This is a genomic window from Devosia equisanguinis, assembly GCF_900631955.1.
Taxonomy (GTDB): Bacteria; Pseudomonadota; Alphaproteobacteria; order Rhizobiales; family Devosiaceae; genus Devosia; species Devosia equisanguinis.
Genome location: NZ_UZWD01000004.1, coordinates 190,440 through 211,552, shown reverse-complemented (window position 1 = coordinate 211,552; position 21,113 = coordinate 190,440). Strand labels below are relative to the sequence as shown.

General features: G+C 62.0%; 23 protein-coding genes. 16 read left to right on the top strand and 7 right to left on the bottom strand.

The features are described from left to right. The first annotated feature begins 5 nt into the window (after nt 1-5). The gene (locus DEVEQU_RS01080; RefSeq protein ID WP_126148706.1) at nt 6-1,988 is read left to right on the top strand and encodes an acetyl-CoA carboxylase biotin carboxylase subunit; all 1,983 of its coding nucleotides are present in this window, start codon (nt 6-8) and stop codon (nt 1,986-1,988) included. Between the two features lie 370 nt (nt 1,989-2,358). On the opposite strand, the gene pobA is transcribed toward DEVEQU_RS01080, so the two are convergent. Then, nucleotides 2,359-3,516 carry a 4-hydroxybenzoate 3-monooxygenase gene (gene pobA / locus DEVEQU_RS01075; protein ID WP_126148705.1) on the bottom strand — a complete coding sequence of 386 codons (1,158 nt, stop codon included), beginning with the start codon at nt 3,514-3,516 and terminating at the stop codon, nt 2,359-2,361. A 50-nt stretch (nt 3,517-3,566) separates the two neighbouring features. On the opposite strand from pobA, the gene DEVEQU_RS01070 reads away from it, so the two are divergent. Then, nucleotides 3,567-4,436: a helix-turn-helix domain-containing protein gene (locus DEVEQU_RS01070; RefSeq protein ID WP_223214061.1), complete on the top strand. Its 870-nt coding sequence runs from the start codon at nt 3,567-3,569 to the stop codon at nt 4,434-4,436. 1 nt (nt 4,437) lies between these two features. Here DEVEQU_RS01070 and pcaQ read toward each other — a convergent pair whose 3' ends face one another. Next, nucleotides 4,438-5,382 (bottom strand): pca operon transcription factor PcaQ, encoded by a 945-nt coding sequence (pcaQ, locus tag DEVEQU_RS01065; protein WP_164550202.1) that lies wholly within the window; start codon nt 5,380-5,382, stop codon nt 4,438-4,440. A gap of 159 nt (nt 5,383-5,541) precedes the next feature. On the opposite strand from pcaQ, the gene pcaD reads away from it, so the two are divergent. The 7 genes from pcaD (at nt 5,542) to fdhD (ending at nt 12,554) form a co-directional block, all read left to right on the top strand. After that, complete coding sequence (gene pcaD / locus DEVEQU_RS01060) at nt 5,542-6,336, top strand: 3-oxoadipate enol-lactonase (RefSeq protein WP_126148703.1); 795 nt, start codon at nt 5,542-5,544, stop codon at nt 6,334-6,336. Beyond that, entirely contained in the window at nt 6,329-6,718 is a 390-nt protein-coding gene (gene pcaC / locus DEVEQU_RS01055) for a 4-carboxymuconolactone decarboxylase (RefSeq protein ID WP_126148702.1), read from the top strand. Before pcaD ends, pcaC begins: the two co-directional genes overlap by 8 nt. Then, the gene (pcaH, locus tag DEVEQU_RS01050) at nt 6,715-7,461 is read left to right on the top strand and encodes a protocatechuate 3,4-dioxygenase subunit beta (protein ID WP_126148701.1); all 747 of its coding nucleotides are present in this window, start codon (nt 6,715-6,717) and stop codon (nt 7,459-7,461) included. The genes pcaC and pcaH overlap by 4 nt, the downstream gene beginning before the upstream one ends. Nucleotides 7,462-7,466: 5 nt before the next feature. After that, nucleotides 7,467-8,075 (top strand): protocatechuate 3,4-dioxygenase subunit alpha, encoded by a 609-nt coding sequence (pcaG, locus tag DEVEQU_RS01045; protein ID WP_386849549.1) that lies wholly within the window; start codon nt 7,467-7,469, stop codon nt 8,073-8,075. A 238-nt stretch (nt 8,076-8,313) separates the two neighbouring features. Next, nucleotides 8,314-9,342 (top strand): 3-carboxy-cis,cis-muconate cycloisomerase, encoded by a 1,029-nt coding sequence (locus DEVEQU_RS01040; RefSeq protein ID WP_126148699.1) that lies wholly within the window; start codon nt 8,314-8,316, stop codon nt 9,340-9,342. Nucleotides 9,343-9,480: 138 nt separating this feature from the next. Next, entirely contained in the window at nt 9,481-11,745 is a 2,265-nt protein-coding gene (locus DEVEQU_RS01035; protein ID WP_126148698.1) for an FdhF/YdeP family oxidoreductase, read from the top strand. Beyond that, on the top strand, nt 11,745-12,554 hold the full coding sequence (gene fdhD, locus DEVEQU_RS01030) for a formate dehydrogenase accessory sulfurtransferase FdhD (protein ID WP_126148697.1): 810 nt from the start codon (nt 11,745-11,747) through the stop codon (nt 12,552-12,554). The genes DEVEQU_RS01035 and fdhD overlap by 1 nt, the downstream gene beginning before the upstream one ends. 292 nt (nt 12,555-12,846) lie before the next feature. Here the strand turns inward: fdhD and DEVEQU_RS01025 are convergent, their stop codons facing one another. The 3 genes from DEVEQU_RS01025 to DEVEQU_RS01015 form a co-directional block, all read right to left on the bottom strand. Further along, nucleotides 12,847-13,284, bottom strand: a complete 438-nt coding sequence (locus DEVEQU_RS01025; RefSeq protein WP_126148696.1) for a DUF305 domain-containing protein — start codon at nt 13,282-13,284, stop codon at nt 12,847-12,849. 38 nt (nt 13,285-13,322) lie between these two features. Continuing rightward, a complete protein-coding gene (locus DEVEQU_RS01020) occupies nt 13,323-14,117 on the bottom strand; it encodes a MauE/DoxX family redox-associated membrane protein (RefSeq protein ID WP_386849548.1) in 795 nt (264 codons plus the stop codon). Between the two features lie 91 nt (nt 14,118-14,208). Further along, nucleotides 14,209-14,514 (bottom strand): ArsR/SmtB family transcription factor, encoded by a 306-nt coding sequence (locus tag DEVEQU_RS01015; protein ID WP_223214060.1) that lies wholly within the window; start codon nt 14,512-14,514, stop codon nt 14,209-14,211. A 119-nt stretch (nt 14,515-14,633) separates the two neighbouring features. Between DEVEQU_RS01015 and DEVEQU_RS01010 the strand changes: the two genes are divergently transcribed. The 6 genes from DEVEQU_RS01010 to DEVEQU_RS00985 are packed head-to-tail and all read left to right on the top strand — an operon-like array spanning nt 14,634 to nt 17,967. After that, nucleotides 14,634-15,062, top strand: a complete 429-nt coding sequence (locus DEVEQU_RS01010; RefSeq protein ID WP_126148694.1) for a YeeE/YedE family protein — start codon at nt 14,634-14,636, stop codon at nt 15,060-15,062. Next, nucleotides 15,062-15,499 carry a DUF6691 family protein gene (locus tag DEVEQU_RS01005; protein ID WP_126148693.1) on the top strand — a complete coding sequence of 146 codons (438 nt, stop codon included), beginning with the start codon at nt 15,062-15,064 and terminating at the stop codon, nt 15,497-15,499. The genes DEVEQU_RS01010 and DEVEQU_RS01005 overlap by 1 nt, the downstream gene beginning before the upstream one ends. A 24-nt stretch (nt 15,500-15,523) precedes the next feature. After that, on the top strand, nt 15,524-16,441 hold the full coding sequence (locus tag DEVEQU_RS01000) for an MBL fold metallo-hydrolase (RefSeq protein ID WP_206437759.1): 918 nt from the start codon (nt 15,524-15,526) through the stop codon (nt 16,439-16,441). A 2-nt stretch (nt 16,442-16,443) separates the two neighbouring features. Next, nucleotides 16,444-16,767, top strand: coding sequence for a TIGR01244 family sulfur transferase (locus tag DEVEQU_RS00995; protein WP_126148691.1), 324 nt, complete (start codon nt 16,444-16,446; stop codon nt 16,765-16,767). A gap of 13 nt (nt 16,768-16,780) precedes the next feature. Beyond that, on the top strand, nt 16,781-17,566 hold the full coding sequence (locus DEVEQU_RS00990; protein WP_126148690.1) for a sulfite exporter TauE/SafE family protein: 786 nt from the start codon (nt 16,781-16,783) through the stop codon (nt 17,564-17,566). 14 nt (nt 17,567-17,580) lie between these two features. Beyond that, entirely contained in the window at nt 17,581-17,967 is a 387-nt protein-coding gene (locus tag DEVEQU_RS00985; protein ID WP_126148689.1) for a DUF302 domain-containing protein, read from the top strand. 47 nt (nt 17,968-18,014) lie between these two features. Here DEVEQU_RS00985 and DEVEQU_RS00980 read toward each other — a convergent pair whose 3' ends face one another. After that, complete coding sequence (locus DEVEQU_RS00980) at nt 18,015-18,695, bottom strand: L,D-transpeptidase (protein WP_126148688.1); 681 nt, start codon at nt 18,693-18,695, stop codon at nt 18,015-18,017. 616 nt (nt 18,696-19,311) lie between these two features. Between DEVEQU_RS00980 and DEVEQU_RS00975 the strand changes: the two genes are divergently transcribed. Continuing rightward, nucleotides 19,312-19,533: a hypothetical protein gene (locus tag DEVEQU_RS00975; protein ID WP_126148687.1), complete on the top strand. Its 222-nt coding sequence runs from the start codon at nt 19,312-19,314 to the stop codon at nt 19,531-19,533. A 280-nt stretch (nt 19,534-19,813) separates the two neighbouring features. Here the strand turns inward: DEVEQU_RS00975 and DEVEQU_RS00970 are convergent, their stop codons facing one another. Next, the gene (locus DEVEQU_RS00970; RefSeq protein ID WP_126148686.1) at nt 19,814-21,046 is read right to left on the bottom strand and encodes a DUF2254 domain-containing protein; all 1,233 of its coding nucleotides are present in this window, start codon (nt 21,044-21,046) and stop codon (nt 19,814-19,816) included. Nucleotides 21,047-21,113: the final 67 nt, after the last annotated feature.

The following is a 21,113-nucleotide window of genomic DNA, read 5'->3' as shown; positions in this document are numbered from 1 at the left end:
AAAAAATGAAAATCCAAAAGCTCCTCATCGCCAATCGCGGCGAGATTGCCTGCCGCGTCATCAAGACGGCGCGGAAACTGGGTATCGCCACGGTGGCGGTCTATTCCGATGCCGACCGGGAGGCGCTGCATGTGCGCATGGCCGACGAGGCCGTGCATATCGGCGCCTCGCCCGCCAAGGAGAGCTATCTCCAGATCGACAAGATCATCGCGGCCTGCAAGCAAACCGGCGCGCAGGCGGTGCATCCCGGTTATGGCTTTCTCTCGGAAAACGCTGCCTTCTCCGCGGCGCTAGAAAAGGAAGGCATCATCTTTGTCGGCCCCCCGCCCAAGGCCATCGAGGCCATGGGCGACAAGATCACCAGCAAGAAGCTCGCCGCCGAGGCGGGTGTCTCGACTGTGCCCGGGCATATGGGGCTGATCGATGATGCCGCGCATGCGGTCACCATCGCCCAGTCCATAGGTTATCCGGTGATGATCAAGGCTTCCGCCGGCGGCGGCGGCAAGGGCATGCGCATTGCCTGGAACGACGCGGAAGCGCGCGAGGGCTTTGAACGCTCCAAATCGGAAGCCGCAAGCTCCTTTGGCGATGACCGCATCTTCATCGAAAAATTCGTCACCGAGCCGCGCCACATCGAAATCCAGCTCATCGCCGATGGCCATGGCAATGCGCTCTATCTCAACGAGCGCGAATGCTCGATCCAGCGCCGCAACCAGAAGGTGATCGAAGAAGCGCCATCGCCCTTTCTCGACGAGGCAACGCGCAAGGCCATGGGCGAACAATCGGTGGCCCTCGCCAAGGCGGTGGGCTATCGCAGCGCCGGGACGGTGGAGTTCATCGTCGACAAGGATCGCAATTTCTATTTCCTCGAGATGAACACGCGCCTCCAGGTGGAACATCCGGTGACCGAATTGATCACCGGACTGGACCTTGTGGAACTGATGCTGCGCGTGGCCGATGGCGAGGCCCTGTCGCTCTCCCAGGACGAGGTGCAGCGCAATGGCTGGGCCATTGAAAGCCGGCTTTATGCCGAAGACCCCTATCGCAATTTCCTGCCCTCGACCGGGCGGCTGACCCGCTACCGCCCGCCTGCCGAGAGCACCTCGGAAACGCTTGTGGTGCGCAACGATACCGGCGTCTTCGAGGGCGGCGAAATCTCCACATTCTACGATCCGATGATCGCCAAGCTGTGCACCTGGGCCCCGACACGTCTTGAGGCGGTGGACGCCATGGCCATCGCGCTTGACAGTTTCGAAGTGGAAGGGGTGGGCAACAACCTGCCTTTCCTCTCCACGGTCATGGAGCAGCAGCGGTTCCGTGATGGGCGGCTGACCACCGGCTATATCGCCGAGGAGTTCCCGGAGGGGTTTTCCGGAGCGGTGCTCAGCGACGACCATCATTTCGATGTCGTGGCCGGAGCCGCCATGCTGATGGCGCGGCGGCAGCAGCGCCGCACCGGCGCGGAGGCGGAAAGCCGCTGGCATGTGCAGGTGGGCGAGCGCGCCGAAACCGTGGTCCTGCACCAACACGGCCCCGACATTCTGGTTGATCTCGACTGGCGGTCCGAAGCGGTGCGCCTCTCATGGCAGCCGGGCGACACACTGGCGCATCTCGACTGGTCCGGTGGCCGCCATGCCGTGCTCAAGGTCAACCCCACCACGTCAGGCTTCCGCATCCGCTATCGCGGCGCCGATCTCAAGGTGTTGGTGCTGCAACCGCATGTGGCGCACTATCTCAAATATATGCCGGTGAAGGTGCCTCCGGATATGAGCCGGTTCCTGCTCTGCCCCATGCCCGGGCAGGTGGTGCGGATCGACGTGAAGGAGGGCGATGTGGTCGAGGACGGCCAGACCCTGGCCGTGGTCGAAGCCATGAAGATGGAAAATGTGCTCAAGGCCGAGAAGCGGGCACGGGTGAGCAAGGTGCATGTGGTGCCAGGCGCCGTGCTCGCCGTGGATCAGGTCATGCTTGAGTTTGAGGTGGTGTGATGATGGATCATTTCTTACGCTGTGACCGCCCGGCTCTCTTGCATCCCTCCCCCTTGAGGGGAGGGACTGAGGGAGGGGGTCCATCAGTGAATCACTGAACCACCCCCCACCCCGGCCCTCCCCCTCAAGGGGGGAGGGAGGCGACGGAGCAGCATCAACCAGAACGTGAAAAACTCTAAGCCTTACCCAAAAATCTCTCCGAAGGCCCCGCTACTCCCATGGCGGGGCTTTTTTGCTGTTTCGGAACACCCCCACCTAACCTCCCCCTGAAACAGGGGGAGGGACCGATCGAGCGCGGCGAGCTTTCCGCGACGCACCTCTTCTCCTCCCCCTTCTGCAGTGGGAGGCCCGTTGGGGGCCTGTTAGCCCCCTATTGCGGCAACCCGGTATAGTTCTCCGCGAGACTCTGCTGGGCCGCCACCGAGCCGGTGAGATAGTCGAACTCGGCCCGCTGGATGCGGCGGCCGAAATCGCCGCTATCGGGGAAGACGTGGAGGAGACTGGTCATCCACCAGCTGAACCGCTCCGCCTTCCAGATGCGCGACAGCGCCTTGGCGGAGTAGAAATCGAGCCCGGCCGTTGATGTCTCGCCATAGAACTCGATCAGCGCATCGGCCAGCATGGCCACGTCGCTCATGGCGAGGTTGAGACCCTTGGCGCCGGTGGGCGGCACGATATGGGCGGCGTCGCCGGCCAGGAACAGCCGTCCGAAGCGCAGCGGCTCGGCGACGAAACTGCGTAAGGGCGCGATGGACTTTTCCAGCGACTCCCCGGTCTGCATGGCTTCGGCCGTGGCCGGATCGAGCCGGCGCCGCAACTCGTCCCAGAAACGATCATCGCTCCAGTCCTCGACCTTTTCGCTATTGGCCACCTGCACATAATAGCGACTGCGTGTCGGCGAGCGCTGCGAGCAGAGGGCAAAGCCGCGCTCGTGATGGGCATAGATCAGCTCATGCGCCACCGGCGGCTTGTCGACCAGAATGCCGAGCCAGCCGAAGGGATAGATGCGCTCGAAGGTCTTGATCGCATCCTGCGGTACGCTGGCGCGGCTGGCGCCGTGATAGCCATCGCAGCCGGCAATATAGTCGCAGTCGACGCGGTGGCTGACCCCATCCTTGCGCCAGGTGACATAAGGCTTGCCGTCGAAATCATGCAGTTGCACATCCTCGGCCTCGTAGATGGTCTGCCCCTGCCGGGCATCCATCAGGTCGCGGGTCACCTCGGTCTGGCCATAGACGGTGACGCGGCGACCGACCAATTGCGCGAAGTCGATGCGATGGCTGTCGCCGTCAAAGCTCAGCACCGTGCCGTCATGGATCAAGCCCTCTTCGTGCAAGCGCTCGCTCACCTGTGCCCGGTCCATCAGGTCGACGGCGCCCTGCTCCAGCACACCGGCGCGGATGCGGCCCAGCACATAATCGGCGCTCTTGCGCTCGAGAATGAGATTTTCGATCCCTGCCAGGTCGAGCAGGCGCCCGAGCATCAGCCCGGCCGGGCCCGCTCCCACGATCACAACTTTGGTGCGCATTCAGCTCCCCCATTTTTCCCCCAGCATGCGCATCTCCGCCCAATTGGTGAATGGACAGCCACGTCAATCGCTTGCACTATCCGAACATGAAGATGATCCCCACCTATGCCCTTTATGGCGAACAGGACAGTACGCAGGACTGGCTGCACTGGGAGACCATTCCAGCGCGCAGCCGCCTGCACGGCTTTCGCATAGCGCCGCATCGGCACGAGCACCTGTTCCAGGTGCTGGCGCTGACCCAGGGCACTGCCCGCGTCACGCTGGACGGCGCCGAATTTCGCCTGACGCCGGGGGCGCTGGTGGTGGTCCCCGCCTTGGTGGTCCATGGCTACACCTTTTCCGAGGATGTCGATGGCGTGGTGCTGACGCTGTTCGAGCGGGATGTGCGGGCGCTGGATCTCGGCTTCGCCCATCCCGCAATCATTCGCTCCGGCGGCGGCGTGGTGCGCGAGGCCATGGCGCGGCTGGTCGATGAGGCCGACCATCCCGGTGAACGCCATGACCTGGCGATGCGCGCCCATCTCTCGCTGCTGCTCCTGGCGCTGCACCGGGCCCATAGCCAGGCGGTGGCCAGCGAAATCCCGCCGGACCGGACGCGGCTGCATGCGGCCGCCTTTCGGCAATTGGTGGATGAGCGCTTTCGCAGCAGCCGCCGCATCACCGATTATGCCGAGACGCTGGGGGTGAGCCCCACCCATCTCAATCGCATCTGCCGGCAGGCTCTGGGCGCTTCGGCGCTGGCGATCATCGAGCGGCGCATCGCGCTCGAGGCGCGGCGGCAATTGTTATTCTCGACCCTTTCCATCAAGGAAATCGGTGCCGAACTGGGCTATGATGACCCCGCCTATTTCACCCGCTTCGTCACCCGCATGCTCGGCATGTCACCGGCAAAGTTCCGCCAGCAGATGAGCCGCGCCTAGCTCAATCGCCCGCAGCCGACGCGACCGGCCCGGCGCCCCGCATATTTTCCGACACTTCGCGCACCGTCTGCATGAAGGCGGTGGTGGCAAAACCAGGCACGGTGTCGGCGCGGGTGGTAAAGCCGACCGGCCCCTGCGTCTCGCTCATGTCGACGGGCAGGAGATAGAGATAATTTTCGGCCACATCGTCGGCCACTACACCCTCGGAGATGAACCACACCGCATCGCTCTGCCGGATATAGGCCCTGCCAAAGGCGTTGGAGACCGTCTCGACCTCCTCGTGCTGGCCGCCAATGCCATAGGCAACCAGCATGCGCTGCACCAGGGGCCGGATCACCGAGCCGGGCGTCGGCATCAGCCGCTGATAGCCGTCGATCATGCCCAGGTTGAAATCGCGCTCGCCCAGCAGGGGATGGTCGGGGCGCACCGCCAGCACCACACGCTCGGAATAGAGATGCTCAAAACTCAGCCCCAGCATGGAATCGGGCTCGGCCATGCGCCCGATGACCAGATCGACATCGCCGGTACGCAGCAGCGACAAGAGGTAGGAATTGGGTCCGGTGACGATGCGACTATTGATCCCTGGCTCGGCCTTGAAGAATTTGCGCACCGCCTCGGGTAGGATGCGCGCCGATACCGATGGCAGCGCGCCGATCTTGACCACCGCCGCCTCCTCGCCACCACGCGCCGCATCGATCCCCTGTCGCAGCGCGGCAATAGAGGTGGAGGCATAACGGTAAAACACCTCCCCGAACGGGGTCAGCGCCAGCCGGCGCCGGCTGCGGTCGAACAGCGCTCCACCCAGCACCTCCTCGAGTTCCTGGATCGTTTTGGTGGCCGCCGGCTGGCTGATATTGAGCATGTCGGCGGCATTGACCACACTGCGCAACCGCGCCACTTCCAGAAAGCAGGCGATGTGGCGGATCTTGATCCGGGGATCGATAATGCGCGGCGCCATTGTCAGCCTCGGTTATTCTATGTCACAAATTCAGCGCTTTTCGCGGCGCCACCGGCGAGTTCGATAAGCCCGGAGTTATTTTATCGTCATGAGTAATCATTTTACTTGGCGGCGACCAGCCCCTTAAATCGGCCTGAAGAGGGGACCATGAACTTCATTCGCATCCATGATGTGTTGCTGCATTATCGCCTGGCAGGGCCGGTCGGCGCGCCTGGTCTGGTGCTGGTCAATTCGCTGGGCACCGATGCCCGTATCTGGGATGGCGTGATCGACCAGCTCTCCGGCGACTTCCGCATTCTCTCCTATGACAAGCGCGGCCATGGGCTCAGCGACAGCCCGCCCGGCGATTACAGTCTCGACGACCACCTGCGCGATCTCGAGGGTCTCCTGGCCCATATCGGCTTCGAGCGCCTCGCCCTCGGTGGCGTCTCCATCGGCGGGCTGATCAGCCAGGGCTTTGCCCTGAAGCATCCCGAACGGTTGAACGCGCTGGTGCTGTGCGATACCGCCGCCAAGGTTGGCGACGATGCCATGTGGAACGCCCGCGCCGACACCGTGCTGACCAAGGGACTGGGCGCCATCGCCGACGCCGTGATGGAGCGCTGGTTCAGCCCCGGTTTCCGCCAGCATGAGCCCGCGGCGCTGGCCGGCTGGAAAAACCTCTTCCTGCGCACCGACCCGGCCGGCTATGCCGCCACCTGCGCCACTTTGCGCGACACCGATCTGCGCGACAGCATCGGCGCCATTGCCACGCCCACCCTGGTGGTGGCCGGCGCCGAGGACGGCTCGACCCCGGTGGAGCTGGTGCGCAGCTGCGCCGATGCCATTCCCGGAGCGCGGTTCGAAATTCTGCCCGGGGCCGGGCATATCCCATCCATCGAGCAGCCGGAACAGCTCGCGGCGCTGATGCGGCAGTTTCTCAAGGAGGCCATCAATGGCTGACGACAGCCTTTTCGCGCAGGGCATGGCGACCCGCCGCGCGGTGCTGGGCGACGCCCATGTCGACAATGCCACGGCGCGCACCACCGAATTCGACGCCGATTTCCAGACCTTCATCACTGAAGGCGCCTGGGGGTCGGTATGGTCGCGACCCGGCCTCAGCAAGCGCGAGCGCTCGCTGGTCACCCTCGCCCTCCTGGCCGGGCTGGGCCACGAGGAGGAATTCGCCATGCATGTGCGCGCCACGCTCAATACCGGCGCCACGCCGGCCGATATCAAGGAAGCGCTGCTGCATGTGGCCGTCTATGCCGGCGTCCCGGCGGCCAACAGCGCCTTCAAAATCGCCAAGCAGGAACTCGCCAAGCGTCAGGAGGCAGCACAATGAGCGGCATCATTCTACCCGGAGCCGATGGCGTGCTGTTCCAGCGCGATCGCGCCTGGCACCCCCCGGCCGATACGCCGGGCTACAAGAGCTCGACCTTCCGCGCCCCCAAGCACAGCCTGCTGGCGCTCGGACCCACCAAGTCGGAAATGAGCGGCCCCACTTTCGGCCACGAAAAGCTGGGCGAACTCGACAATGATCTCATCCGCAATTTCAGTCAGGACGGCACCGAGGCCATCGGCCAGCGCATGATCGTCTATGGCCAGGTGCTCGACGAGAATGCGCGGCCCGTGCCCCATACGCTGGTGGAATACTGGCAGGCCAATGCCGGCGGCCGTTATCGCCACAAGAAGGAAGGCTATGTCGCCGCGCTCGATCCCAATTTCGGCGGTTTCGGCCGCTCGATCACCGACGAAAACGGCTTCTACCACTTCCGTACCGTCAAGCCCGGCGCCTATCCCTGGCCCAATGGCGGCAATGACTGGCGCCCGGCCCATATCCACTTCTCGGTTTTCGGCCACGCCTTCGCGCAGCGGCTGATCACCCAGATGTATTTCGAGGGCGATCCGATGATCTGGCAATGCCCCATCGTCGGCACCATTCCCGACAAAGCGGCCATCGATCAGTTGATTGCCCGGCTCGACCGGCAGAACACCGTGCCCATGGATGCGCTCACCTATCGCTTCGACATCGTGTTGCGCGGCCGCCGCTCGACCATGTTCGAAAACAAGCTGGAGGGGAATTGATGAGACTGCACCCCGTTCCCGTGCTCAAGGAGACGCCGTCCCAGACCGCCGGCCCCTATGTGCATATCGGCATGACCCCGAATTTCTGCGGGATCACTGGCGTGATCGACGCCGATCCCGGCATCACCATGCTGACGCCCGAGGCCAAGGGCGAGCGCATCACCATTACCGGCCGGGTCATCGACGGCTCCGGCGCGCCGGTCAATGACGCGGTGCTCGAACTCTGGCAGGCCGACAGCACAGGCAGCTTCGTCGCGCCCATGGCTCCCAAGTCCAACTCCGTCCCCGCCTTTACCGGCTGGGGCCGCCAGCCGACCCGGCCCGACGGCACCTTCAGCTTCGAAACCATCAAGCCCGGCCGTGTCGACGGTCCGGACGGCAAGCCGCAGGCGCCGCATGTCTCGCTATGGATCGTGGCGCGCGGCATCAATATCGGCCTGCAGACCCGGCTCTATTTCGCCGACGAAGCCGAGGCCAATGCCGCCGATTTCGTGCTCAACAAAATCATGGACCCGCGCCGCCGCGACACCCTGATCGCGAAACGCGACGGCTCGACCTACACCCTCGACATCCACCTGCAGGGTGACAAGGAAACCGTGTTTTTTGATTTCTAGGGCGACCGCATGCATGAACGCCGACCATCCCATAAACTCTGGTCGTCACCCTCGGGCTTGACCCGAGGGGCCTCGCCATTCAGGCAATTGAAGAGCAGAACCCTCGGGTCAAGCCCGAGGGTGACGGCGGGTAGTGGGATGGCGGGTGGAGGGATGGCGTGCTCCCCCCAAAAGGGCCGGTGCCGCTGGATCGAGTCTGCTTCACAGCCCATGCCCTGACATGATCTAAGAGACCGTCATGACCCTGCTCTCCGCCCTTGCCGGCGATGCCGACATCCAAGCCCTGCTCTCCGACGCTGCAGAGATCGCCGCCATGCTGCGGGTCGAGCGGGCGCTCGCCGACGCCTCTGCCGATGCCGGCTGGATTTCACCCGAGGCCGCAGCCGCTATTGCCACCGCCATCGATGGCTTTACCCCGGACTTCGCGGCGCTCGAGGCCGGCATGGCCCAGGACGGCGTGGTGATCCCTGCGCTGGTCAAGCAGTTGCGGGCCCGCGTGCCCGAGCCGCATGGCGCTGCTCTCCACAAGGGCGCCACCAGCCAGGACATCATCGACACGGCACTGATGCTGCAACTGGTGCCGATCTTCGATCTCTATGAAAGCCGGCTCGGCGGGCTGCTCGCCCGGCTCGACCGGCTGGCCTATGACTGGTCCGGCCGCGCGCTCATGGCCCATACCCGCATGCAGGTGGCTCTGCCCACCACCTGGGACGCCAAGCTCGCATCCTGGTCCGAACCGCTGCAGCGACATCTGCGCGCCCTGGCCGCCATGCGCCGGAGCCTGCTCGTCGTGCAGCTCGGCGGACCGGTGGGCGATCGCTCGAGCTTTGCCGGGCGGGGCGACGCCATCGCCGAGCACCTGGCGCACCGTCTCGATCTTGGCCTGGCCGCTCCCTGGCATACCACCCGCGACCCCATCGTCGCACTTGGCGCCCTTCTAGCCCTGATCTCCGGCACGCTAGGCAAGATCGGCGCCGACCTCGCGCTTCTGGCGCAGAACGAAGTCGCGGCAATCAAGCTCGAAGGCGGCGGCGGCTCCTCGGCCATGGCGCACAAGGCCAATCCGGTCAATGCCGAGGTGCTGGTCGCCCTGGCCCGCGCCAATGCCGGCCTCTCCGCCAATCTGCAGCAGGCCATGGTGCATGAATATGAGCGCTCCGGCGCCGCCTGGACGCTCGAATGGCTGACCCTACCGCAGATGCTGATCAATACCGGCGCCAGCCTGCGCCTTGGCCTCAAACTGCTCGACCAACTCCGCCAGCCCTGAGCAGAGATTATTTGAAACTGAGGTAGACTTCGCGCGCTTCTACCACACGGCGTGTTTAGCCTTGTGCGACAGGTGAATGCCCGTCAGAATCGGCGTGCCGAGCCGCCGATCACTTCGCGCCCGGCTGGAGGATGCCCCATGAGCGACAAGCAACCCCGCTACCAGACCTATACGCATCCGGCCGGCGGCTGGGGTGCGGCGGCGGCTACCGCCAAGGTGCTGATGGAACAGAGCGTCATCACCAAGGGCTCGCGGGCACTGCTGGACATGAACCAGCCCGGCGGCTTCAAATGTCCCTCCTGCGCCTTCCCCGATGCCGACGAGCGCAAGAAGCTCGAATTCTGCGAAAACGGCGCCAAGGCGCTCGCGCATGAGGCGACCCGCGCACGCGTGAGCCGCGACTTCTTCGCCGAGCACAGCGTTTCCGACCTCATGGAGCAATCCGATTACTGGCTCGAAATGCAGGGCCGGTTGACCGAGCCCATGCGCTACGACGCCACGACCGACCATTACGTCCCCTGCACCTGGGACGAAGCCTTCGCGCTGATCGGCAAGCATCTGCGGGCGCTCGATGATCCCAACCAGGCGGAGTTCTACACCTCCGGCCGTACGCCCAACGAGGCGGCCTTCCTCTATTCGATCTTCGTGCGCGAATTCGGCACCAATAATTTCCCCGATTGCTCCAATATGTGCCACGAACCGACCAGCCGCGGCCTGCCGCCGGTACTGGGCATCGGCAAGGGCTCGGTGGTGCTCAAGGATTTCGAAGAGGCCGAGGCCATCTTCATCATCGGGCAGAATACCGGCACCAATTCGCCGCGCATGATGACCAATCTGGTCGAGGCCCGAAAGCGCGGCATCCCCATCGTCGCCGTCAACCCGATGCCGGAGCGTGCGCTGCTCAAATTCACCGAGCCGCAGGACGTGGTGCAGATGGCCACCTTCGGCTCGACGCCCATTGCCAGCGAATTCGTCCACATCAAGATCGGCGGCGACCTGGCCCTGCTCAAGGGCATGATGAAGGTGATGTTCGAGCGCGAGGCGGCAGGCGAAGATGTGCTCGACCAGGCCTTCATCGCCGAACACACAGCCGGCCTTGAGGCGCTGCGCGCTGATGTGCTGCAGCATGACTGGCCCGAACTGGTCGCGGTCTCCGGCATCAGCGAAGAGCAGATCCGCCGCGTCGCCGAAATCTATATCCGCTCCAGGGCCACCATCATCTGCTACGGCATGGGCCTGACCCAGCACCAGCAGGGGTCGCGCCTGCTGCAGCAGGTTGCGGCGCTGCTGCTGCTCAAGGGCAATATTGGCAAGCCCGGCGCGGGGATCGCCCCCATTCGTGGCCATTCCAACGTCCAGGGCGATCGCACCGTGGGCGTCGACGAAAAGCCGACAGCTGAATATCTCGACCGCGTCCGTGAGGTTTTCGGCTTCGAGCCGCCGCGCGAACACGGCCACCACGCTGTGGAATCGGTCGAGGCGATGAAGCGCGGCGAGGCCAAGGTCTTCATCGGTCTAGGCGGCAATTTCGTCCGCGCCGTGCCCGACACCAACGAAGCCTATGCGGCCATGCGCAAGCTGGCGCTGACCGTAGGGATCGCCACAAAACTCAATCGCGGCCATCTGGTGCATGGGCAGGACGCGCTGATCCTGCCGGTGGTGGCGCGCTCCGAACATGTGCGCACCCGGCTCGGCGAGCAGGTGGTCACCATCGAGGACGCGATGAGCAATGTGACGCCCTCGCGCGGCGTGCTGGAACCGGCCAGCGAACACCTGCTGCCCGAAACCGAAATCGTCTGCCGCATGGCCATGGCCACCCTGCCCGACAGCAAGGTCGATTGGGCCCGCTATATCCATGACTACGCCGCCATCCGCGACAAGATCGCCGAGGTCTATCCGGCCATCTATTCGGACTTCAACGACAAGCTCAAAAATCCGCGGGGCTTCCACCTCGACGTGCCCTCGCGCCGCCGCGTCTGGAAGACCCCGAATGGCAAGGCCAATTTCCTGGTGTTCGAGGGGCTGCATGTCGATGCGCCGGTCGAGGACAAGGACATGCTGCGCCTGGCCACAGTGCGCAGCCACGACCAGTTCAACACCACCATCTATTCCAATTCCGACCGCTATCGCGGCGTCTACAATGACCGCATGGTGCTGTTCATGAACGCCGAGGACCGTGCCGAACGCGGGCTGGAAGCAGGCCAGAAGATTAGCCTCGAGACCATCTTTCACGACGGCATTTCGCGCCGCGTCGATGCCTTGACCGTGCTCGACTATCCCATGCCGCGCGGTTCGGTGGCCGGCTATTATCCCGAGCTCAATCCGCTGCTGCCGCTCGACTATTACGACCGCATCAGCGGCACGCCGGCGGCAAAATCCATCCCGGTGCGCGTGGTCCGCTGATGCCATCTACGGGCGCGACGGAGGATATCGACGTCCTGCGCCTGGGGCTGGGCGTTTTGGGCGATGAAGAGACCAGGCGCGCCGTACCGGTCGAAGCGCCCATTGCCATCGATATCGGCGGCATCGGCTATGCAGTGATGATGGCGACCCCCATCGATCTCGAGGACTACATCACCGGCTTCGCCCTGTCCGAAGGCTTGATCGCGTCACCGGACGGAATCGTCAAGCTGGTCATTTCCGACGTCGAGGGCGGCTTTGTCGCCCGGCTGACGCTGCCGCCGGAGGGCATGCAGAATGCTTTGGCACGAGCCCGGAAGCGCGTCGGCGAAAGCTCCTGCGGGCTTTGCGGCATCGACAATATCGCCGAGGTGCTGCGGCCATTGCCCAAGCTCACCGCGCGGATAAACACCACCCGCGCCGCCCTTGCCAGCGCCCTTGCCACTCTGCCCGAACATCAGCCGTTGAGCCGCCTCACCGGCGCCGTGCATGCCGCTGCCTTCTGCCTGCCGGATGGCACGATCACCCTCGTGCGCGAGGATGTCGGCCGCCACAATGCGCTCGACAAGCTCTTGGGCGCCATGGCCCGCAGCAAGATCGACCCGGCCAGCGGCTTCATCCTGCTCTCGGCCCGCTGCTCCTATGAGCTAGTGGAAAAAACCGTCCGCGCCGGCTGCCCGATGCTGGTCACCATCTCCGCCCCCACCAGCCTCGCCGTCCAGCGCGCCACAAATGCCGGCCTCACCCTCGTCACCCTCGCCCGTCCGGATGCGGCCCTGATGGTCAACGGCCGAGACACGATCAAGGACTGATCTCAAAGCCTAGCCAAGCGCAATCGCGCCACTACCAAACCGTAGCGCCAGCGCAGGAAATGTGGTGGTGAAAAAGAAATGGCGCGCCCGCTGCGACATAGATGGGCACTGCAATGACTGGGAAATGCTGATCCAACTATGACAGAGTTCGGCATTGTCTAAGGCAAGCGGAACGACAGCCGACCTGCGGCGAAAGTCTGAAATGGGGTGGGAAGGAGACTGTCTGCTTTCAACTTCTGAGATGTAAAAGCAGACACCCGAATTGAAGGACAGCCAGAAGCTGCCGCCTCGGCTACTCGTTGGATCCTTCGCCCTCAAGCCAGGTCACCATTTCAGCAATCTCAGCCTCTTGAGCATCTATTATTTTCTGGGCCATTGCCTTCGCCCAGTCATTGTCACCGTGCTGAAGCTCGGCCTTGGCCATGTTGATAGCTGCCTGATGGTGAGGGATCATACCGCATACGAAGGCCACGTCGATGTCTTCAACCATCATGGCATCCATCATCCGCTTGTTGGTCTCTTCCATGCCTGCCATCAAGTCCATATGAGCCTGGTCCATCTCGTGGTCCATGCCCATCGACATGTCGCCTGACATGCCGTCTTCGGCCACGCATATTTTCGGAAGATTGGCGCCCATCCCAGACATATCATGTCCAGCATGGGCATCTTGCGCGACCGCTGGCAACGATGACATGCCGAAAATGGCGAGCACGATAAGTGAGTTCTTCATAGTCATCTCCTGAATTTAAGACGTTGAATTGCTGACAACTACATGATGTGCGCCGCGGCTATGAATCCGAGCCCGGAAAGACCCATCCAGATGGCCATAGCGATCATCATCAGGTTTTCAGTTAGGGAGACAAAGCCCAAGGGCACGTTGCTCGAGCCACCAACGCAGGCGCATTTGAGTTCGCGCCTATCGACATAAACGGCTTTGAAGACTGAAACTGCCCCGACCGTGCCGATGAAGAGCGCAACCGGTACCGACAGCCAGGTCAGCGCGCCGGCAACCATCAAGATTCCAGCCAGCCCTTCGGCATAGGGATAGATATAGCTGTAGGGCACCCATCGTTTCGCCAGCAGATCGTAGTTGAGGAACATGGTCGCGAAGCTCTCGACGTTTTGCAACTTTAGCAACGCAAGCACGACCATCGAAAAGCTGATGAACCATTCCAGTGCCCGCACGGTGAATGGGGAGCCAGTCACGGCGTAGCTTACCGCCATTGCCGTCAAAGCCGTCATTGCGAACAGCACGATCACGGGGCGATATGTGGTCGCCTTTGGGTCTACAACCGTCTTGCCCAAGAAACGACGCGTGTCATCGTGTCCCCCGATCCGCTCACCATCGATAAAGACCTGGGGTGTTGTTTTGACCCCATGCTTGGCTTTGAAGGCGTCTGTTTCTTCACGCGACTTGAGGTGATGATCTTCGACTTCGTAGCCGGATCGCTGCAGCAAATCCTTGACCTTGAGGCCGTAAGGACAGGTATGGCTCGGCATCACCATGCGGTAAATTACGGCCCTCTTCTCGGAAGCCGTCGTGTTCATAGCGAGCGTCGACATAACCCTGGTCCTTTCCGCCTTGTTTGCAGTCGGACCACGAACATGGGGCTTCCCACTGTGGGAAGGTCAAGAGTTCAACTGCAAGTTTCGACTATTTGCCTGCTGGGCGGCAGTAGATGTCATAGAGAGTGATCAGGACCTTAGTCACCGGCTCGGATGCAAGCCGATAAAAAATGGTCTGCCCGTCGCGACGGGTCTTTACCAGACCAAGCGCCCGCAGCTTTGAGAGGTGCTGCGACAATGGCGACTGCTCGAGCTCCACGATACGGGAGAGCTCGCCAACGCTGCGTTCCTGTTCGATAAGGTTGCAAAGAATAAGCAGCCGCTTCGGGTTTGCCATGGCAGTCAGCAGTTGGGCAGCTTCTTCGGCACGCGGTTCGAGTTCGGCGACGTTCATGGCGGCAGGGTCTTTCGTTTCCATGCTTGACATATTAGAACATTCGAATATATGAAGCAACGAAATTGATTGCTGGCTGGCGAAATAGCAGCGGCCAATCCGAAGCACAAGAAGGTACAATGGAAACGACGTTTACCCCATTCCAAGCACTGATCGGCGGTTCTCTCATCGGTCTCGCCGCTGTTGGCCTTATGGCCCTGCACGGCAGGGTCGCTGGTATGACCGGCATCCTCAATGGCGTCATCCTTCCAAAGGGCGACTGGGACTGGCGCGTTGCCTTCCTGCTCGGCGCCGTCGCTGCACCCGTCGTGATCCTGCTGCTGACAGGCCAATCCTTACCACTTCAGGAGGAAATACCATCCCTCGCCATAACTCTGGGTGGTCTGCTGGTCGGCGTCGGCGTAACCTTCGGCGGCGGCTGCACTTCTGGGCACGGCGTGTGCGGCATAGCCCGGCTCTCCCCTCGCTCCATTGCTGCCACCCTGACCTTCATGGTGACGACCTTCATCACGGTCTTCGTGGTTCGCCACCTGCTGGGGGGCTTCTGATGCTCCGCGTCGTTTCAGCAGCCCTGATCGGCCTTGTCTTTGGCATCGGCATCGTCGTTTCAGGCATGGCCAACCCAGCCAAGGTGCTCAACTTCTTCGACGTCTTCGGCACCTGGGATCCCAGCCTCATGCTGGTGATGGCGTCAGCCCTGGTCGTGACCTTTGTCGGCTACCGTTTCGTCCTGAAACGCCAAGCGCCAGCCTTTGACCGCACATTCCATTTGCCGACAAAACGGAATCTCGACGTGCCTCTTATCGCAGGCTCTGCCCTGTTCGGTATTGGCTGGGGCATTGCCGGCTTCTGCCCAGGCGGCGCTATCCCAGCATTGGGTTCGGGCGAACTGAGCCCGCTCATCTTCGTGGCCGCCATGATCGGCGGCATCCTCGGGGCCAATGGCCTCAGGGCGGCCTTTGCTCGTCGCCGCGTCCTGGCCTGATCTTCGAACTAGAAGGAGATTTCCGTGTCCACCCACCCTATTCCGTTTACGCCCGACCTAGCCGTTAAACCGGAAGTTGTCGCGTTCTTCGACGAGCCGACCAACACCATCAGCTACATCGTCAAGGATCCAAATTCCAACGCCTGCGCCGTGATCGATTCTGTCATGGACTTCGACTACGCATCCGGCAACATCGCCTATGATGGTGCCGACAAGATCATCGGGCACATCAGGGCTAATGGCTGGACGCTTGAGTGGCTGATCGAGACCCACGTCCATGCCGATCACCTTTCCGCTGCCCCGCACATCCAGTCCAAGCTGGGCGGCAAGCTCGGCATTGGCGACCAGATCTGTGTTGTCCAGGACACCTTCGGCAAGATCTTCAACGAGGGCACCGAGTTCCAGCGCAATGGATCGCAGTTCGACCGCCTGTTCAAGGATGGCGACAGCTACCAGATCGGCACCATGACAGCGCACACCCTGTTCACGCCCGGGCACACGCCGGCTGACATGGTGCATGTGATTGGCGACGCCGTATTCGTCGGTGACACCCTCTTCATGCCTGATGGCGGCTCGGCCCGTGCCGACTTTCCCGGCGGTGACGCTCGCACCCTCTATCAGTCGATCCAGCGGCTGCTGACCCTGCCGGGCGAGATGCGGCTCTTCATGTGTCACGACTACGGCCCGAACGGTCGCGACATCCAGTGGGAGACCACAGTCGCAGAAGAACGCGACCATAACATCCATGTCGGTCACGGCACCTCTGAAGACGAATTCGTCAAGATGCGGGAAGAACGCGACAGCACCCTCTCAATGCCCAAGCTCATCATCCCGAGCCTGCAGGTCAACATGCGGGCCGGGCAACTGCCGCCCCCCGAGGACGACGGCAAAACCTACCTCAAGGTGCCCATCAACGGGCTCAACACATCCAAGGATCAATGACCATGGCCATCCAGAAGATCGACGACAGCTTTGCCCAGTCCCCACAGATTCAGCCCGATGATGTCAGGCTGATCGCCGAGGCTGGCTACAAGGGCATCGTCTGCGCACGTCCAGACAACGAAGACCCGAACCAGCCTTCGTTTGCCGATATCGCCGAAGTCGCCGAACGCTTCGGCATCAAGGCCTTCCATATCCCCGTTTCCGGCCATTTGACCGAGGGGCAATTGATCCGCTTCGAACAGGCGCGTGCCGAGACCGATGGCCCCATTCTTGGTTACTGCCGCTCTGGCGGGCGTGCCGGCAGCCTTTACGCCGCCTCGCTCTGACTGAAAGACCACAATGCTACTGGAACCCCTGCAATATTTGTTCGGCGCCTTTTCTGGCAGCCTGGTGGGCTTCACCCTTGGCCTCTTCGGCGGCGGTGGCTCCATTCTGGCCGTCCCGCTCATGGTCTATGTCGTGGGGGTCCCAGTCGCACACGTGGCCATCGGAACAAGTGCCTTCGCAGTCGCAGCCAACGCCGCCACCAATCTTGTCACCCATGCCCGCAAGGGCAACGTGATCTGGCGTTGCGCCCTCATGTACACTGTCGCTGGCATTGCCGGAGCCTTCCTTGGCTCCACACTGGGCAAGGCCATGGATGGGGACAAGCTGCTGTTCCTGTTCGCGATCCTCATGCTGGTCGTCGGCGTGCTGATGTTCCGTGGGCGTGGCAACCCTGGAATGCCTGGTGCCACCTGTAACCGGGAGAAGGCACCGAAGGTCCTGGGTTATGGCGGGCTAACGGGCGCCTTCTCCGGGTTTTTCGGCATCGGCGGCGGCTTCCTGATCGTTCCAGGTCTTGTTGCCTCGACCGGCATGCCGATCCTAAATGCCATCGGATCCTCGCTGGTCGCAGTCACAGCGTTCGGGCTCACGACTGCGTTGAGCTACGCCTTCTCAGGCCTGGTGGACTGGCCGCTTGCTGCCGTGTTCATCGGGGGTGGGGTACTCGGTGGCCTGGTCGGCGCCCGCGTCGCTGGGTTGATGGCCAGCAAGAAGGGACTGCTGAATATCGCTTTGGCCGGTCTCATCGTGGCCGTCGCCATCTACATGGCAGCCCAGACCGTTACCGCCTTCATCTGAAGAGGAGACCAACCATGTACACGTTCGACAAACAGCTACCCGGCATGACGTTCGATGCGGCTGTTGCCCGTACCAAGCAGGTGCTTGGCGACAAAGGCTTCGGCGTCCTTACCGAAATTGACGTTCAGAAGACCATGAAATCCAAGCTGGACGCCGACATGCCAGGCTACGTGATCCTGGGTGCCTGCAATCCCAAGATGGCGTTCGAAGCGGTCAAGCTGGAACCTCGAGTGGGCGCCATGCTGCCCTGCAATGTGATAGTGCGGGAACAGGAGAATGGCACGGTCGAAGTCAGCGCCATCGACCCTGTGGCGTCCATGCAGGCCATCGAAAATGATCAACTGCATGCCGTGGCCGGCAAGGTTCAGGCCATGCTGTCCGATGTCGTGAAGGCAATCTGAAGCCTGGGAAGAAGGCCGGAGCTTGCTCCGGCCTTCTTATTGTTGCGCTACTGCAAGACCACGATAGGCGCGCCCCAAGTCACCCGGTCATAGAGATCGATGACATCCTGGAACAAAAGCCGGACGCAACCGCTCGAAACAGCCTGGCCGATCGAGCGAGCATCCATATTTCCGTGCAGGCGGTAGAGCGTGTCGCGATTTCCTTGATGAATGTAGAGCGCCCGTGGCCCGAGCGGGTTCTCTAGGCTTGGCTCCATACCGTGGCGATATGGTTCAAGCTCAGGTTGCCGGCTGATCATTTCGGACGGCGGTGTCCATGTCGGCCATTCCCGGCCATAGGCGATGTGTCCTCGGCCTTCCCAGGCAAAGCCATCTCGACCAATGCCAACACCATAGCGCATGGCGCGACCGTTCGGCATGGTCCAGTAGAGGAAGCGGTTGGGCGTATCGACCACGACAACACCAGCCCTTTCGCCAGTGATGTTCTCCACCTCCTGTCGCCAGTAAATGGGATCGACAAGATGGATATCCGCAGCGGGAATTGGGAACCGCTCGTCGGGTATGGCTACATACATGGCCAGAACATCAGATGAAATGTTTGGCACCACAGGGGCCGTGGGAGCAGCAGGGACCGTGGGCGTTGTGGTGGCACACCCCGCAAGAGCAAGGGCGGCAAGGCTGGATGCGCCGAGCATCATGTGCCGGCGTGAAATCGTGTTCGGAAGCATGTGTGTTCGCAGCAGTCGCGTAGACTGCCTCTCAAGATGACAGAATCAGAAAATTGGCCGGCTTGAGGTGCCGTAGTCCTCAGACGGCGCGGGGAGGTCGAAAGCGCCTGTCAATTCCCGATAAGGTCACTGCAACGCTGTCGCCTGGGGCATAGACCGTGTCCCGCTGCCCCGAAATGTGCTCTGCGAGCGAAGGCAGTATGGCGGCCATATTCTGGCACAGAACGGCATGGCCGTTGATTTACTTTGAACAAGGTTTGAACGTCGGGGCCTTCTCGACGAGCGAGGCTGGCTCCAAGCAGAGTTCTTGATTGTTGATGGTCCAGAAGGCGCCGTTACCAACACCTGCAGCCAGGCTCGGGCCTGAAATGGACGCCAGGCCGAACAAGACAACGATGATGAGAACCAAGGCTCTTTTCATACGCAACTTCTAATACATGCGTCGCAAGAATGCGAGATGTGGCACCATAGAGTTTCTGTGCGTTGCCGCTCAACAACAGGGTTCGGCTTGGTGGCAGGCTCCGATTCCGTTGATCTGGAGCGGTTGCCTCGATGGTAAACATTCATTAAGGCGTCCCACTCATCGTCCAACGACAGAACCGGGGGTCAACGCCACATGAACGTATTCAGCGTACAACCTGCGCAAGCGGACGCCGACAGCGGCTTTGGCAATTGCGTCACCGTTGAAGCACTGTGCCCGGTTGGTGCTGGGGAAATGGTGTTGTCAGAACCGTTAGCCCTGCATGGGTCGGTTGTGCGTGCCAAAATCTGGTTCCTCAAGGAGGACTACACGCCGCAATCGATTGAGCTGTACGCGGGCCAAGAAAGGGATCGATAGATTTCGTCGCACTGGCGAAACCTTCATGACCTTTCCTCACGATAGGAAGCGTAGGAGGAAAGCGCCTCGGTGGAGTTCTGTGGACGTAGGGAGCGCCCGCTCCGGTTGGTCGGCGCCGCAAATCCCGGAAGGGCGGTCATCCTTGCATACACTTACGGTCGTCTTTTCACGCTGATTATGCAGGCCCGACGCTCAAGCGGCTGGGTCGTAGTGCGGGTGATCCATCCGAACCATGGTGACGGCCTCGTCGTGACCCACGTTCCAGCTGATCTGCCCCTCCTCAGGAACGGAACGCCTTTTTCACCTCGTGAAGTGCGTTGATATCACTCGGCGCTTGCAACGCTCGCTCCGCACGATGCACTGCATCCGTTGCTGCCTGGATCGCTTCCTGTCTGAGGAAAGGGTTGGTCTCCGCGATCACTTCGAGCCCGTGAAGCAGCCGCAGCACGATTTCGATGGTTCCAGCACCGTCGCGCGCAATTGGCCGGAAAGCGTCTTCGATGAGGTCACGCGGACGCAGTTGTGGCGCCGACACTCTCTCGTGCTCCACAGAGGCATCAGCCGCATCCGGGTTCCACTCCGACAGGAGGCGCGTCAGCCGGCCCAGGACATCGATAGCTGTGCCCGCGTCGTTCACGGCGGGAGAGAGCGCTCGGTCGGCAATCTCGGCAAGGACACTCAGTCCAAAGCGTGGATCATAGTCGAAGGTGCGACTGTCACCGATTACGAACGCGCCCGTCAGCTTCGATTTCAACTCGTCGCTGACGGTACCCACGATCTTCATCAAGGGGCGCACGGACGAAACATATGTTCCGGGCAGAGCGGTGATGGCGATCTGCAGGTCATGTTCTTCCCCCAGAGAATTCAGCCGTGCAGCATCGAAGTGCTGCACATAGCCAAGCTGATCGGCGAACAGTGCCTGTCCCTTGGCTTCGCCTTCGAGGCGCCGGCATCCGAAGAAGGGATGTTCAAGCAGTTGGGACAGTGCCTTGCCCGTTGCTGTTTCCACTCGATCGATCGTGTGTCCCACCCGCCCGATATCCGAAATCTGAGCGATCCAGCGGATGAGGGCGGCAATAACGATGGCGACGACGGCCAGCGTTGCCGAAAACAGGATTAGGCGGCTTGCAGACCCGTAGATGCCTGCCGAGAGGCCCAGGATCGCGACGATGGAAAACAGGAAGGCGCCGATAAAAACAGAGATCGAAGTCTGTGCTGCGCGATCCCCGACGATCAATGGCACGGCTCGTGGAGACGTCGACCCTGAAGCCGAGCTCAGGGCGCTGATCAGCGTCGAGAGGGCAAAGACCGAAACGGTCAGCAGACTGGTTGCCAGGATCTCGAGGATCGACTGCACCGCCTCCTGCGAAATGGTCCAAGGCAGTTTATCGGGCGCCCAACGCGCGAGGTAAAGAGCAAGGCCGACAGTCAGCAGCGCCACCACCGAAAAGGCTGCAGGCAGGAACCAAATCTTGTTGAGCAGGCGCTGGAAATAAAAGGAAAGCTGGGTCATGCTGGGGGCTATTGTCTTTCCTCGCGATGCAAGTCAGGGAGGTTTGCCGAGGCTGCCTTCATCACGA